Origin of the sequence: Bacillus aerius, assembly GCF_029894105.1 — a bacterium.
GTDB lineage: Bacteria > Bacillota > Bacilli > Bacillales > Bacillaceae > Bacillus > Bacillus altitudinis.
In genome coordinates this window covers 1,341,430-1,356,498 of sequence record NZ_JARYHO010000001.1, presented here as the reverse complement: position 1 = coordinate 1,356,498, position 15,069 = coordinate 1,341,430, and the positions used below count along the sequence as shown (strand labels likewise).

Below are 15,069 nucleotides of genomic sequence, written 5' to 3'. Positions count from 1 at the left end.
CCCTCCTACTGTCTAACTATCATCATTTAAGGTGTATGGATGAATTGGGATGTCCTATGCATGAAGGGAATGATTGGCGCACAAAAAAAACTTGGCGGGGGTAGCGCCAAGTTTTTTGGATCTTGATCTGATAGAGGGGTTGGGGAACAGAGAGTAGCTTCTCTCTATAACTAAATGATAATGATTATCAGTTTCATTGTCAACCATTTTTTCTATCTTTTTTCTAATAAAAAAAACAGCCACGACGGCTGCTTTTAAATTAATCCTTCCTGCTCATATAGATAAGCATACGGAAGATCTACAAACAAATACACGTCTCCCTCTAACGGATAAGAAAACGTTCGTATTCGTTCTCCAGTTTCTAAATCACTGTAGATATCGCTGAAAAATCCTTTTCCGCTAATTCTCATTTGAAGAATATTTGCTAGAAAATAAGGGCGCCAGCTCCAGTTTTTCTCTATATACTCTGGCTGAAACAGCCATTCTTTTTCTTTCTTAAACACATTTCCAGTAATTTGAAACCCTTCTTCATTACACATATAAATGCGAAAACTGCAATCGGTTAGTTCAAGTGCCAGTTTTTGTATAAGTTCATCATTTGTGCTGCATGATTTTTTTAACGTACTGACAGCTTGATGAATTCGCTTATAAAAGGTTTCAGAATGTTCATAGACAGCTTGGAGTTTCTTTTTCTCATGGGCAATGAATTGTTGAAATTCTTCTTTAAGCTGTTCTTTTCGTTTGTTACGGTCAATTAATTGTGCGGCAGGCTCGTGAAGGTAGAAGCCTTGAAAATATCTACCGCCATTTCTCCATGCATACTGCAACTGAAAATTCGCTTCAATGTCTTCATAGATTAAAGCTGCTCCTATTTTTCTTGCAAGCAGTGAAATGCTGTATAACACATATTCATAGGAAGGAGATGGAGACGAAGCCCTTAAAGCCTGTAGATCTATTTTTAATAGATCAGGTGAAAGCAGAGCAATCCGGTCAAGATTGCTGCTTTCTTTCCCTATATTAGATACGGCGATTTTGATCCCATATGTACGATAATACGTTAACGTATGGTAAAGCTGTTCAATGTCGCCGCTAAACGTATGTTCAGTAATTTCAATGACAAACCGGCTAAGCTGAATACCCCTTGCTTCATATTCTTTTAAAAGTTCTAAAAAACTTTCGCCATGATCGAGCATGAGGACATTCGCATCATGATTAATAAAGATGAGCAAATCTTCATCTGCGGTCGTGAAGAGATCAAGTGCTTGACTTAATACTTTGTGATCTACTTCCAATTTATATTCGTCAGGAATAGATGAATCCGTAAAGAAGGAGCCTAGACTAACTGTTCCCGACTCAAGCTTCATTCTTCCAAGAATCTCATAGCCTATCACTTTTTGTTCCTCCGCACTGAAGATCGCTTGATAGTGCGGGAAAACATCTTCAATATTCGTTAAAATATCCAATGGATCGACCATTTTCATCACCTGCTTCTCTCTTTGTGTGATTATACCATATCAAAAGCAGGTCTTACACGATCATTCAAAATGGTGATTGGTTGAGCCATTGGCCCCCATCCATCGTGATACAATCTCCATTCATATAAGATGCATGCTCAGATAATAAGAAACTCGCAAGTTCTGCAATTTCTTCTGGTGTGCCTAGTCTACCGAGCGGAACACTATCTAATGTTCTTTGTGCAGCCTCTTCAGATTCCCACAGTTTATCAGCACCACCTGTTCTTTCAATTGGCCCCGGCGCAATGGCATTTACGCGAATGCGATATTGCTTTCCCCATTCCACAGCAAGCGTTCGGGTAAGCGACAGTACGCCTGCTTTTGCGGCTGCTGAATGCGCTACACCAACACCAGCCCCCCATGCATATGTGGCGACCATGTTGATCATACTTCCGCTTTTCTTTTGACGAATCCAATAGTTGCCCACTGCATGGCTGCAAAAAAAGGTGCCATTTAGCACAATATCAATGACCGCTTTCCAGCCGTTAGGAGACAGTTTTTCTGCTGGAACTAAAAAGTTGCCTGCCGCGTTATTAATAAGTGCATCCACATCACCAAATGTATCTACCGCAAACTTCACCATTTGATCAGCATCTTCTGGATGTCGCACGTCCATTTGAAAAAAAGCGATCGAACCACCTTTCTGTTTGATTTCATTTGCCGTTGTTTCAAGGGTCTCTTCTGTTCTTCCAGTAATCAAAACATTCCAGCCCCCGAGTGCCAAATGAGTCGCCATCGCCTTTCCCATTCCGCTTGATCCTCCTGTGACAATCACTGTTTGCTTCGTCATTTGTTCTCCCCCTTTGTGTATTTTGAATGACTATTCATTTATTATTCGTCTATCATATCATGATTTCCCCTCCATGCACCATATAGGAGATTCATCAAAAATCATGCTATACTTAATTTTATTTTTAAAGGAGTCTTATATGAAGCAACTTTCCCGCAGGCAGTTTTTAAAAGGAGCAGCTGGTGCGAGTATTCTCGGACTTTTGGCGACCACATCCGGTTATGGCTATGCTCGGTACATTGAGCCGCGCATGATCGACGCCGTATCACTCACTATTCATGATGCTCAGCTACCGGCTTCGTTTAACCAGTTTAAAATTGCTCAATTTAGTGATGTTCATTTAAGTGATACATTTCCAGCAAAAGATTTAGAGACTGTTGTCCAAAAGATCAATGCTGCATCTCCAGATCTCATTGTGTTTACAGGTGATCTTGTTGATTTTGAAGCATCGATTGAAGAACATGAAAAAGCCAAAGCCTCTTTGTCTAAGCTTGATGCTCCGTTTGGAAAGTTTGCCATATGCGGAAATCATGACTACGGACCATTTGGCATTGATCTATATGAGGAAACGATGAAAGCTTGTGGTTTTACATTATGTAAAAATGAAGTGTTTCACTTAGAAAAAGAAGGCAGACGCATACAGATCGCTACACTGGATGATCTCATGATGAGTATGCCTGATTACCATTTCATCAAACGAGAAGTTTCTTCTGATCTCTTTACGTTATTGCTTGTGCATGAGCCTGATGCCGCACTAGAGCTTGAATCAACACCTATAAACTTGCAGCTTTCTGGGCATACGCATGGCGGTCAAATACAGCTTCCTTTCTATGGACCGATTCTCACAGCACCTTTTGGGCGTACATATGTCGAAGGCTTATACGGTAGCTATCAGCACCGTATCTATGTCAACCGCGGGCTTGGGACAACTAGACTACCGCTTCGGTTTTTAGCCAAACCTGAAATCACCTTTTTCACCTTAACATCTTACGTGTAAAGAGAAGCCAAATCACCTTTTTCTGCATATGTATAAACAAAGATCATTCTCATGACAAATGTTAGGAGAAACCTTACTGGGCCTGATCCCGTCCATATAGTATATGTGAGACGGGGATCACGGCTTCTTTTATTTGAGTAAAAGGAGTGTCCTTTCGTGCTGCGATACACGGTAAAAAGTGGAGAAACACTTGCTTCTATAGCACTTGATTTTCGAACAACGACAGATGCTTTAAAGGCTGCAAATCCGTCACTTCAAGCCCGCGAGCCAGAACAAAATGAAGTCATCATCATCCCTGGGTTACCGGATCCTAACACGATCCCTTACCGCATATCTGTGTCAATTTCAGCGAAACGTCTCGTACTGTTTTCTGGATCACAGCTCTTGCGCTCATACCCGATTGCAACTGGTAGAATATTAAACATGACACCGACAGGTTCTTATTATATTGTCAACAGACAGCCAAACCCAGGAGGTCCCTTTGGCGCCTATTGGCTGAGCCTTTCAAAAGTTCATTATGGCATCCATGGAACGAATAACCCGTCTTCAATTGGTAAAGCTGTGTCTAGAGGGTGCATTCGCATGTACAATCAGAATGTCATCGAACTTGCTTCAATTGTTCCAAATGGAACACCTGTGACCATTAGCCAGTAGGAGAAATCAATTGTACGAATGGTTAAAATTTTATATGATAGAAAGTGGGATCTTCAGGTTAAGGAGCGTATTTATGGATATTTTTAAAAACAGAAATTTTGTTCGTCTCTTTTTTGCAGCACTTGCCTCGCAAATGGGGACAACAGTAGGCAATATGGCGTTTGCCTTTTATTTGCTCGATCATTTTAGTCATCAGCCCGCTTACGCCACTTTAGCAGAGTTAATGTATTCACTGCCTACGATCTTTGTCTTTTTTATGGTCGGTGTGGTCGCAGACCGTTTTGATCGTAAAAAAGTCGCAGAGAATTGTGATTGGATACGAGCTGGGCTGACGATCGTTTTATTTATCGTCATTTATTTTAATTCACTGCCGCTTATTTTCTTGATCTTGTTTATACGAAGTGCCATTACGAAGTTCTTCTATCCAGCTGAAGCCTCTCTCGTTCAGGCCATTTTAAATAAAGATCAATATGCAAAAGCTGCTGGTTTAAATCAGATGCTGTTTAGTTTGTTTATGGTATTTGGTGTTGGAATTGGTGCCATTATGTATAAAACGATTGGACTTCACGGTGCCATTACCATTGATTTGGTCAGTTTTATTATTTCCGGTATTCTCATTCGATCATGCAATATTCCAATTGAAGCACGACAGCCTAATGGACAAGCAGGCTGGAAAGGCATGACCGTTAAAACATCTCTAAAAGATTTTAAAGAAGGCATTCTCTATATTTTAAAAAATAAATTATTGGCTTCTTTAATTTTTGGCTTTTTTGTTTTTGGTCTTGTGAATGGCGCATTTGCCGTTCTTCCGATGTTTACAATGAAATACGGTCTTTCACCGGACCATTTTGAACTGCATACATCCTTTTTTACGATCGCGATCGGTGCCGGACTTCTAGTTGGAAGCTTACTTGGCTCTATTCTTGCGAAAAAGGTAAAGATGCAATATCTCATGTCGATTCCAATTCTAGTTGCAGGTATTTTAATTTTTGTCCTTGGTTCTACCCATACATTATGGTTATTTTATGTCACATCATTTGTCATTGGTACATGTATTGGTCCAGTCAACATTGTCATTGGAGGCTGGCTCCCAAGAATTGTTCACCCTCGTCTGATGGGACGCGTATCAGGGTGGGTTGATCCGCTCACCATGTTTGCACAATCAATGACGCTAGGTTTAATTGCCGTGTTATTTCCAAAGCTCATCACCAATGTTTCTTACATTTATTACGGAATGGGTATTATTATTTTACTCGTCTTCCTTTTTTACTTCATTACACTGCCAAAGTTCAGCAGAGAAGCTGCCGACTTAGATGTACAGCGTGAATTAAAAGGTCAGGGAGTACAATAGATGAAGCAAAAAGGACTAAAATAATGTTTATTTTAGCCCTTTTTCTTCTTTTCAGCGTGATAGAAAACCTTTGCAGTCTAGGAAGGACGAGTACTGGCGCGGAGCGAATTTCATATTCGTGAGCACCAGCACGCAGGACTGACAAAGAATGCGAGGGTTTGTCTACACGCTGAGGACTTTCTTCTATAGAAAGTCCTTTTTTCATGGCAGTAACATAAACGACGCTTATTTTTTCTGCTCATCGAAATGAATTGAAGCAAAATGAACGATTCTATCGACTGTATAAATGCTAATAAATAAGATAAGAAAAAGAAGAAAAGGATGAATCGGCTGATCATCTATCACGTACACAATGCCTCCAACGACAAAAGCGACCAATAAAGGCGTTAAAATATCTTTCAATCTAAACCGTCCTTTCTGTTCTCATTGACTTTGCTCTTCTTATCTTATAACAAATTTTTCTTTTTATGAAATAAAAGGGATGTGTATAAATGCAACATTTTTAATAAAAATTCTTTACAATATTGGAAGTTTTATAGTAATATAGTCAGGTTGGAGGTGAGAGGTATGCTAAAAAGCTATTATTTTATTCATTCAAAAAATGAACAAGGACAATATGTTGTACATACAGAAGACTGCGCATTTTTAGGTGATGCAGCAAGCCGTACGTTGATTGGTCTGCACATGAACAGTGAAAGCGCCATGGATGAAGCCAAAAAAATGACGAGTGAAACTGATTTTAACGGCTGTTTTTACTGTGCTTATTCTAGCCATACGAAATAGTCCATGTTTTTAAGCCATATGTTCGACTTTGATTGTCTTGCATATGGTAAATTTTACACGATGAATCATCTATACATTGATAAACTACCCATTGATTCAAATAGGTAGTTATCTTGTTATGATAGTTCACTTTGTATACATTTCACTACATCCTCTAATGATCGAAAACAAACGATCTTTTAACTTATGCACCCCTACTGCATCTTCTACCAATGCTCAGCCAATTCCTACCACTTGAATATTTAACATAATGGTATGCTTTTTATCTAAAACAGCGAGACATTCATCATAAAAGTGATAGAAAGATGTGTCGACCTCTTCAAATTTCAGCAAGGTTTCAACATTATGATTTTTGGCTATTTTAAATAATAACCATGTAATCTCATTGCTTTTTACAATAAGACTATTTGCAATTTACTAATAAAAACGTATAATTTATACTAAGCACAGGAAGACGAAAGACAAAGGAGAGAAAAAATGGACGATTATGCTCATACTAAAGACATAGAACCTACAGCAGAAAACATCGCAAAAGCCATTTATACTGTTAACCGCCATGCTAAAACCGCACCAAATCCCAAGTTTCTTTATCTTTTGAAAAAACGTGCGCTGCAAAAACTATTGCAAGAAGGTAAAGGAAGAAAAGTGGGCCTACATTTCTCTAACAATCCCAGATATAGTCAACAACAGTCCGACGTGCTGATTGAAATCGGAGATTATTATTTTCATCTGCCACCAACTAAAGAAGACTTCGAATTTTTGCCACACTTAGGAAATTTAAATCAATCATATCGCAATCCGAAAGCGAATATGTCATTAAATCGAGCAAAACAAATACTTCAAACGTATGTCGGTTTAAAAGAAAAACCTGCCGCCACAAAACAAAAATCACATTATACAAAACCCGTCTTCAAACGGCTCGGGGAAAGTTATTTTTAAACAGAAAAAACCACTCAAAGCGAGTGGTTTTTCATATTATGGACAAAGGGCTAAAATGTTGTTTATTTTAGCTCTTTGTCTTCTTTTCAGCGTGATAGAAAACCTTTGCAGTCTTGGAAGGACAGCTACTTGTGCGGAGCGAATTTGACATTCGTGAGCACCAGCACGCAGGACTGACAAAGAATGCGAGGGTTTGTCTACACGCTGAAAAACCACTCAAAGCGAGTGGTTTTTTTCTTTAGATAATAAAATGATCTACTTTTTCAATCAACTGATGAATTTCTGGTTTACTAATTTGATCATCTGCACCGATGGTTTCTCCTTTATGACGCAGATCGTCCGTAATTAATGAAGAGAAAATGAGAATTGGAATGGACTGTGTTAAAGGATTGTCCTTCAGCAGCTTTGTTAATCGATGTCCATCCATTTTTGGCATTTCTATATCTGTAATAATCATATCAATTTCTTCTGTCACACTGATGCCTTTACTGACAAGATCCATGACATGGTCATATGCTTGTTTTCCATCTTCAAAGGTCACAATGTTTTTATAGCCTGCCTCGGTTAATTCATTTGTTAATAAGCGCATGAGAAGCGGAGAATCTTCAACAACATACAGCTTCTTCCCTGTTCTTCTCTCATCTTTCTCACCGTCAAACATATGATATGTGTCTACGCCAGATGCGGATTCAATATCATAGATGATTTTTTCGTAATCTGGAAGGAAAATCATTTTCTCGTCAAGCTTAATGATCCCTGTTAAATGACGGTCCATTCCTTGATTGAGTGCAGTTGGTTTTTCAATCTCTTCCCAGCTGACGCGGTGAATTTGTGATACCGTTCCTGTATGGAACACAAATTTCCGTTGGTTGAATTCAGTCACAATGTATTTCTCTTGTTCTGACTGATCTGACTCGACATTAAAAAAGGAAAATAGATTGATGACTGGTAAAATCTCGCCTCGTAAACTAATCATCCCTTCTACATCTTGGTGAGAGTGCGGTACAACTGTCACCTCAACTGGCTGAATAATTTCTCTTACTTTCATGACGTTAATGCCGAATTGATTTGAACCAATTTCAAACTTCACAATTTCCAATTCATTAGTACCAGAGTCAAGTAAAATTTCTTGTTTGTTTAAAGCCACGGAAATCCCTCTATTCTTCAATATAAGATTGTACTTTTTATATCGGCAGCATGGGTAAAAAGTTGACGTTTCTTTACGCTTTCTCTCGCACGAATTGATGAATCACAAGTCCTATGGCTGCAAGGATGAGCAAAGACCCTAATGCAAGACGGCTTGCGAGATTCCCATGTGTTGCAAATAGCAGTGTGACGGAGCCATAAATGATGGGACCAACAATTGAAGACACCTTTCCCGAAAACGCAAAGAGACCAAAAAATTGCCCTCGTTTATCTTTAGGCGTCAGCTCAATAATGAGGATTCGTGATGATCCCCAGCTTGCGCCAAGTGAAATTCCGAATAGACTGCCTGCTACCCAGAAGACCCATTCAGTTGTCGCTGTCACAGCTAGAATGAGCGCCACAATTAAAATGACATACACGACTGTAATCGAGCGCTTTGCCCCGATGGCCTTTGTGACATATCCGAATAGAAACGAGCCAATGATACTTGAAATCGTGGACACAAGATAAAGCAAAATAAATTGACCTGCCGTAAAGCCAATGATAATTTTTGCATAAACAGCCATCATCGCAATCGCTGTCTGCAACGCATCATTCATAAAAAAGAAAGCGATCATAAAAATAAAAGCCGGTTTGTACTGCTTCATCTCTTTAAACGTACGAATAATCTCTTTATACCCGCTGAAAAAAGACGCCTTTTTCTCTTGCTGCGGGAGAGGTTGAGGATCTTTTATAATAAAGAGAAAGGGAAGAAAAAAGAGAAAGAATAAAAGGGCTGTCGGAATAAATGCTTCATGAAACTGGTCATTTCCTACAAGTAAATAAACAGAAAGGCCGACAAGTGTACCTAAATAGCCGACAGCAATACCGAATCCAGAAATGAGGGGGATTTCATCCTTTGTCCCAAGATCGGGCAAAATGGTGTCATAAAAAACAAGACTAGAGTGATAGAAAAATTTGGCGATGACGAACAAGGTAACCACCACCAATAAGGAGACAGGAAGACCAAACCATTCGCTTGAGAAATCAATCCCAGCAAAGATCCCCATCATAAAGGTACAGGCAATACAAATCAGGGTAAACACCGTGATATACCGCTTCTTTTTCCCTGTACGATCAATCAGCACACCGTATAAAGGCGTAAAAATGACGAGGAAAAAGCTTGCAAGTGCGTTCGCATAAGAAATAAATGTACTGGCGATTTGATCCATCCTCGCACTGTCGCCTATCGTCTCCTGCAAGTAAAATGGGAAGAAAATGGTGATCATATTCGATGAAAATATCGTATTTGCAAAATCATACAATGCCCAGGCCAAAACAGGTGCTGTGAAAAAGAGCCCGAAGCTTGCCCCTTTTTTTTGAACAGTCATTTTCCCTCTTTTCAATAGATTGACTCCCTTCTCTGCTTTTATTTTCACTATCATTCTACTTTATGTGACGTTTCCCTCTTCCATACAAGCAATCTATACAAAAAGCACCCCTTACTATTTAGCAGAGGTGCTTCTTTTCATTATTTCTTTACGACAATGGTACTTGCAATCAAATCGTGAAGTGCTTGTTTTTTTTCTGTGAAAAACGCAATGATGTAGCCAATACATAAGATTGGAGACAAAAAGCCTTTTGCAAAAAAGCGGCCTGTCGCGCGCCCGAATGTTATTTTTCCACCCGTTACTTTTGTCACTTTGATTCCAAGAGCCATTTTGCCAAGAGTTCCTTGCAGCTTTGATGATTCCATGATCGCATAATACAGCCAAGTCACCGCGATACCGACTAAAATCGTTACGCCATAGAAAAAGATAAAGCCCATTATGACTGCCCATTCTTCATCCGTGATCACCGTTGAAGAATAGTAATAGCTATCATCATACATTAAAAATGCCGCCTCAGGGCTTGAGACAAAAAAGAGTGTTGCGAGAATAAATACAATGAATGAAAATGGTACACTAATAATGACACCGTCTAAAAGATGAGCAAGAAAACGATAACCTACACCAGCTAGTTCAGGATGTTTTTCTTCTTGAATAGGTGCTTCTGACATGTTTGTTTCCATCCTATTTCTCCTTTATTATGTATGTTTTCTATAAATTTCTTATAATCATTCGTTATTATATCTTATGAATATCGCAAGATCAATGGAGCTTTACATTTTTACATGAATTTTAGATCATTTTTCAAAGATGATTTATGTGAATAAATACTGAAAATTCACAGAAATCATGGCACATCTAGTTCTTTCAACGCCTGATTTTTTAACATTTTGTGATATTTTTGTCTCATTTCGATTCTTCTGTTGACAATCACGTTTCACATGGTACAATAGTCAAGGATTTTTTAAAGAAAGGTGTTCATGATGGGAACTGTCGTACTATTAAAGAACAACGAAATGACTGTGATTGAAGATATTTGCGAAGCTGATTTTTTAGATATGAAACATGGTTTATCTAATGAAGATGCTGCTTATATCTCTTGGTATGAAGATTACGATACTGCTTATGGATATTGATTTCATTTCATAGATGAAGCGTAAAAAAAAGGCGATACAACCTTCAAAGAGGTGGTATCGCCTTTTTACGTTTGTGTGCTTCTTTCACTTTCAGGTTCTACATGAATAAAGATTTGTGCATGCGGAAACGCCTGCTGAATGTTCTCTTCAATTCGATCACATAATTGGTGAACATCTTCAATGGTTGTTTTTCCATGTACAATCAAATGAAAATCAATATATTCTTCAGCACCGGATCGTCTTGTTCGAAAGTCATGATATTCAATGAATTCTTGACTGAATGTTTGAATGATGGCCTCTATCGTTTGTTCTTCTTCCGGGGTTAACCGGGCGTCGACAAGCGGCGGGAAGGCTTCCTTCATGAGCTTAAACGCTTCACGCATAATATAGAGCGCTAGCACCATTCCAATAATCGGATCGAGGAAATACCAGTCCGTTAATGCAACAAGCAATAAACTAATGGCGACCCCTAGTGAGGTAAACACATCTGTTAAAAGATGCAGTGCATTCGATTTCATGGCAACAGAATGTACTCGCTCTGCCTCTTTGTTCACAACTCTCGACACAACAAAATTGATAAGTGCCCCGATCAGCATGACCACAATACCAAGTACCGGCAGTTTAACAGGCTCAGGATGCATTAATTTATGAACACACTCATAAATGATCCAAATCCCAGCAACAAAAATCAACAAAGTTTCAATCGTTCCAGAAATATTCTCAACTTTCCCATGTCCATAAGGATGTTTTGAATCTGCCGGCTTTCTTGAAATACGAACAGAGATAAATGCAATAAAAGAGGCCATTAAATCGAGAAAAGAGTGAATGGCTTCTGATAAAACCGCTACAGATCCAGTTAACACCCCTACAATGATTTTAAGGACCACAACAAACGTATTACTCATGACGGATAAAAAGGCTATTTTCGATGTCTTTGCTGATTGATCCATCTATTATCGTCCTCCTTCAGGAGATCGTATGCCTGTGAAAGCAATTCCCATGACTTGATTCTCTCGTTCTTTCAGTTTATACCGTTTTGCCTTATTCTAATCATCTTAAGCAGAGCTGTATTTTCCGAGCAGGTTACGCTATAATAAATGTTGCTCTTTCTTCATATATCACTCATGCTGTGATGGATAGGAGAATAGACTACATATAACGATATCCGAAGCCTTTCCGCAGGTGACATTTATGCAGTGAATGGTAAAATAGGATAAAAACATAAATTTTTAAGGTGATGAGAAATGGAGCATTTGCTGAATCCAAGAGTAAAGGATATTGAAATTTCAGGCATTCGAACATTTTCAAATCTCGTATCTTCATATGAGGATGTCGTTTCATTGACCATAGGTCAGCCCGATTTTTATACGCCGCATCATGTCAAAACAGCTGCCAAAACAGCCATTGACGAGAATTTCACCTCGTATACTCATAATGCTGGATTTTTAGAGCTAAGACAAGCGATCCAGCAGTACATCAAAAAGAAAGTCCATCTTGATTATGATGCAGAGACAGAAATCATTGTGACAACAGGTGCGAGTCAAGCAATTGATGCTGCGTTTCGAACCATTTTGACTGAAGGCGATGAGGTCATCCTGCCCGGCCCTGTGTACCCTGGCTATGAACCGATCATTCGGATGTGCGGTGCGGTGCCTGTGCATATCGACACAACAAATGCCGGTTTTAAATTAAACGCCAAGCTGATTGAAGATGCATTAACGGAAAAGACAAAGTGTGTTGTCCTTCCATACCCTTCAAATCCAACTGGGGTCACGCTATTAGAAGAAGAATTGAAAGAAATTGCACAGCTTCTTGAAGGAAAGGATATTTTTATTTTATCTGATGAAATTTATAGTGAGCTGACATTTGATCGTCCGCATCACTCCATTGCTTCTTTCTTAAAGGAACAGACGATTGTCATCAATGGACTGTCAAAATCTCATAGCATGACCGGATGGAGAATCGGCTTTTTATTAGCTTCCGCTCCTATTGCTAAACATGTATTAAAAGTACATCAATATAACGTGTCTTGTGCCTCGGCTATCTCACAAAAGGCGGCACTTGAAGCAGTGACAAATGGTGTGGATGATGCACTGATCATGAGAGAGCAATATAAGAAAAGACTCGACTATGTATATGATCGACTCATTTCTATGGGGCTTCCGGTCATTAAGCCTTCCGGCGCTTTTTATATTTTCCCTTCCATTGAATCGTTTGGGATGAGTTCATTTGATTTTTGCATGGAGTTGTTAGAAAGTACAAGACTTGCGGTCGTACCTGGTTCTGCTTTCTCTTCACTCGGAGAAGGATATGTGCGCCTTTCCTATGCATATTCACTTGAAACGTTAAAAGAAGGACTTGACCGTCTCGAACAATTTGTTCTTGAAAAGCGTTCCATACAATCAATAGACGGATGAAACAACGGCTCTCTTGCCGTTGTTTTTATTTTGCGGGAAACATGATGTGAAACACAGTCCCTTTCTCTGGGTGGCTATCTACCCGGATGGTTCCGTTGTGATTTTCTAAAATATTAAATGTCACCATGAGCCCAAGTCCTGTTCCCTTTTCTTTTGTCGTTAAAAAAGGTTCGCCGATCCGCTTCATGACCGATTCAGGAATACCAATTCCTTCATCTCTAATCGTGACAAGTATCCCTTCTTTTTCGGCTTTGGCGGTAATGTCTACCTTCCCTCCGTCCGGCATGGATTCGACGGCATTTTTGATTAAATTGATAAACACCTGCTTCAGCTGGTTTTGATCCCCATTCATCAGGAGATCCTCCTCGATATCACTTGTGTTCATCAAAATTCCATTTAAGTTGGCCTGTGTTTCTAGCAGAGCGGTGACTTCGCTAATGATTTTTTTCAAATCAAGCGTCTGCATGGATGCTGTTTGCTGCGGCTTCGCAAGCATTAGTAGCTCACTTAAGATGATTTCAATCCGGCTCAGCTCAGAGAAGACAATTTCAAAATATTGATCACGGTCTTTTGTTTTTGGTTTAATGAGCTGTAAAAAGCCCTTAATCGCTGTCAGTGGATTCCTTATTTCGTGTGCAATACCTGCTGCCAATTGACCTGCGATTGATAATTTTTCAGAGCGCAGCATGAGTTCTTCTGTCTGTTTTCGTTCAGATATATCTCTTAAAATAATTTGAACGGCTGTTTCACCAAAAAATGTGGTAGGGATACACACCATTTCTGTATAAATCAACCGGTGTTTAAACGTATGGCAGCTCATCGTCACAATCTCAGAATCTGATGCTCTTTCGATTATACGTGATAAGCTCTTTTTGACTTTTTGCTGATCACATGAATGGATTTGATGAAAGATATCTTTTCCGATTAATTTATCGTAATGTTCGGCTTCAAATAATTTAATACCTGATTCATTCATAAATACCCATTTATGATCGTGGATGACGGCGATGGTATCAATAGAATTTTGGATAAGCAGCTGATACCGCTCTCTGCTTTTCTGAAGAACGGTTTGAAATTTTTTACGGGAAGAGATATCCACTAATAGTAAAAGTTCTGCCCGTTGATTTTGATAAATTGCCGGAGATGACTTCACTTCAATATGAATCATGCTCCCGTCTTTCCTTTTCCATATTTGTTCAATCATTCCGACTGGAAGGCCTTGCTGTAGTCTTTTGATTCGGCTTCTCACAATGTCATGGTACTCCTCGGCAATAAAATCAAACGCAGACTTGCCGATCATTTCATCTTTTGTACATACACCCATTAATTGCAGCATCGCATCGTTGGCATACACAATTTTCCCAAGCGCCGTAATACATAACGGATTTGGCAGCATGGCAATCAGATTTTCAGCTTCACTGACATCTTGGAAAGCCGGTAGACTGCCTAACGACTGTTCTGACACTTCTGTTGGTTGAAATGCTGCTTTTTGAGGCTCTGTATTCATTACCCTCATTTTCAGGATCATTTCTCTACTTAATTCGTTGTCTAACCCATCACAAGCAACAAAATCAATGCTTGCTTCTACCCATACAGCTGTAAGATCACTTCTAAGCAGTCTAAAGTGGCAAATCTCTAGCATGTGCTGATTATAGAAATAACTTTCGACGAGAAATTGATCTTCGGTATGAACAAAGTCTTTCAAAAAACACCCTAGTAAATCCTTTTGTTCATAGAGCAAAAGCTGCTTACAATTGGAAGAAATGTAGAGAAAGCGGCCATTAGAAGAAAGAACGGCATGTAAATCAATATTCGAGTACAGCTGATTCGAATCTTTCATTTTTTGTTCCATCGTCGTCCGACCCTCCTTTAATTTTTTTAGGGTTGTCCTTAGTTTGATGTATAAAAAGGATTCGCTAGAAAAACCGTATTTTCCTCCCAATCTCTTGTGAAACGTCCATATTTTCAGCAAAAA

Annotated in this window: 15 protein-coding genes; 7 read left to right on the top strand and 8 right to left on the bottom strand. The window is 39.2% G+C overall.

Annotated features, from left to right (window positions below; all coding sequences use genetic code 11):
* Positions 1-254 precede the first annotated feature (254 nt).
* Positions 255-1,475, bottom strand: coding sequence for an EAL domain-containing protein (locus M2353_RS06970; RefSeq protein ID WP_039168704.1), 1,221 nt, complete (start codon positions 1,473-1,475; stop codon positions 255-257).
* Between the two features lie 64 nt (positions 1,476-1,539).
* Positions 1,540-2,304, bottom strand: a complete 765-nt coding sequence (fadH, locus tag M2353_RS06965; RefSeq protein WP_249670231.1) for a 2,4-dienoyl-CoA reductase — start codon at positions 2,302-2,304, stop codon at positions 1,540-1,542.
* Positions 2,305-2,443: 139 nt separating this feature from the next.
* Between fadH and M2353_RS06960 the strand changes: the two genes are divergently transcribed.
* From M2353_RS06960 to M2353_RS06950, 3 genes are all read left to right on the top strand, one after another.
* The gene (locus M2353_RS06960) at positions 2,444-3,301 is read left to right on the top strand and encodes a metallophosphoesterase (protein ID WP_249670232.1); all 858 of its coding nucleotides are present in this window, start codon (positions 2,444-2,446) and stop codon (positions 3,299-3,301) included.
* A 156-nt stretch (positions 3,302-3,457) separates the two neighbouring features.
* Positions 3,458-3,955 (top strand): L,D-transpeptidase family protein, encoded by a 498-nt coding sequence (locus M2353_RS06955; RefSeq protein WP_008348009.1) that lies wholly within the window; start codon positions 3,458-3,460, stop codon positions 3,953-3,955.
* 73 nt (positions 3,956-4,028) lie between these two features.
* Positions 4,029-5,306, top strand: a complete 1,278-nt coding sequence (locus M2353_RS06950) for an MFS transporter (protein ID WP_008348012.1) — start codon at positions 4,029-4,031, stop codon at positions 5,304-5,306.
* A gap of 225 nt (positions 5,307-5,531) precedes the next feature.
* Here M2353_RS06950 and M2353_RS06945 read toward each other — a convergent pair whose 3' ends face one another.
* Positions 5,532-5,708: a hypothetical protein gene (locus M2353_RS06945; RefSeq protein ID WP_173407972.1), complete on the bottom strand. Its 177-nt coding sequence runs from the start codon at positions 5,706-5,708 to the stop codon at positions 5,532-5,534.
* Positions 5,709-5,873: 165 nt separating this feature from the next.
* Between M2353_RS06945 and M2353_RS06940 the strand changes: the two genes are divergently transcribed.
* A complete protein-coding gene (locus M2353_RS06940) occupies positions 5,874-6,089 on the top strand; it encodes a hypothetical protein (RefSeq protein ID WP_058337408.1) in 216 nt (71 codons plus the stop codon).
* Positions 6,090-6,566: 477 nt separating this feature from the next.
* On the top strand, positions 6,567-7,028 hold the full coding sequence (locus tag M2353_RS06935; RefSeq protein ID WP_007498684.1) for a YkyB family protein: 462 nt from the start codon (positions 6,567-6,569) through the stop codon (positions 7,026-7,028).
* 238 nt (positions 7,029-7,266) lie between these two features.
* Here the strand turns inward: M2353_RS06935 and M2353_RS06930 are convergent, their stop codons facing one another.
* The 3 genes from M2353_RS06930 to M2353_RS06920 form a co-directional block, all read right to left on the bottom strand.
* Entirely contained in the window at positions 7,267-8,175 is a 909-nt protein-coding gene (locus tag M2353_RS06930; RefSeq protein ID WP_008348035.1) for a chemotaxis protein, read from the bottom strand.
* A gap of 73 nt (positions 8,176-8,248) precedes the next feature.
* Positions 8,249-9,559 (bottom strand): MFS transporter, encoded by a 1,311-nt coding sequence (locus M2353_RS06925; protein WP_268430893.1) that lies wholly within the window; start codon positions 9,557-9,559, stop codon positions 8,249-8,251.
* 125 nt (positions 9,560-9,684) lie between these two features.
* Positions 9,685-10,224 (bottom strand): RDD family protein, encoded by a 540-nt coding sequence (locus M2353_RS06920; protein ID WP_045035146.1) that lies wholly within the window; start codon positions 10,222-10,224, stop codon positions 9,685-9,687.
* Positions 10,225-10,524: 300 nt separating this feature from the next.
* Between M2353_RS06920 and M2353_RS06915 the strand changes: the two genes are divergently transcribed.
* Positions 10,525-10,677 (top strand): hypothetical protein, encoded by a 153-nt coding sequence (locus tag M2353_RS06915; RefSeq protein WP_017367142.1) that lies wholly within the window; start codon positions 10,525-10,527, stop codon positions 10,675-10,677.
* 65 nt (positions 10,678-10,742) lie between these two features.
* On the opposite strand, the gene M2353_RS06910 is transcribed toward M2353_RS06915, so the two are convergent.
* A complete protein-coding gene (locus tag M2353_RS06910) occupies positions 10,743-11,627 on the bottom strand; it encodes a cation diffusion facilitator family transporter (RefSeq protein WP_243825200.1) in 885 nt (294 codons plus the stop codon).
* A gap of 294 nt (positions 11,628-11,921) precedes the next feature.
* Between M2353_RS06910 and M2353_RS06905 the strand changes: the two genes are divergently transcribed.
* Positions 11,922-13,094: an aminotransferase A gene (locus tag M2353_RS06905; RefSeq protein WP_217967270.1), complete on the top strand. Its 1,173-nt coding sequence runs from the start codon at positions 11,922-11,924 to the stop codon at positions 13,092-13,094.
* A gap of 25 nt (positions 13,095-13,119) precedes the next feature.
* On the opposite strand, the gene M2353_RS06900 is transcribed toward M2353_RS06905, so the two are convergent.
* A complete protein-coding gene (locus tag M2353_RS06900) occupies positions 13,120-14,946 on the bottom strand; it encodes a PAS domain S-box protein (protein ID WP_284725183.1) in 1,827 nt (608 codons plus the stop codon).
* Positions 14,947-15,069 lie beyond the last annotated feature (123 nt).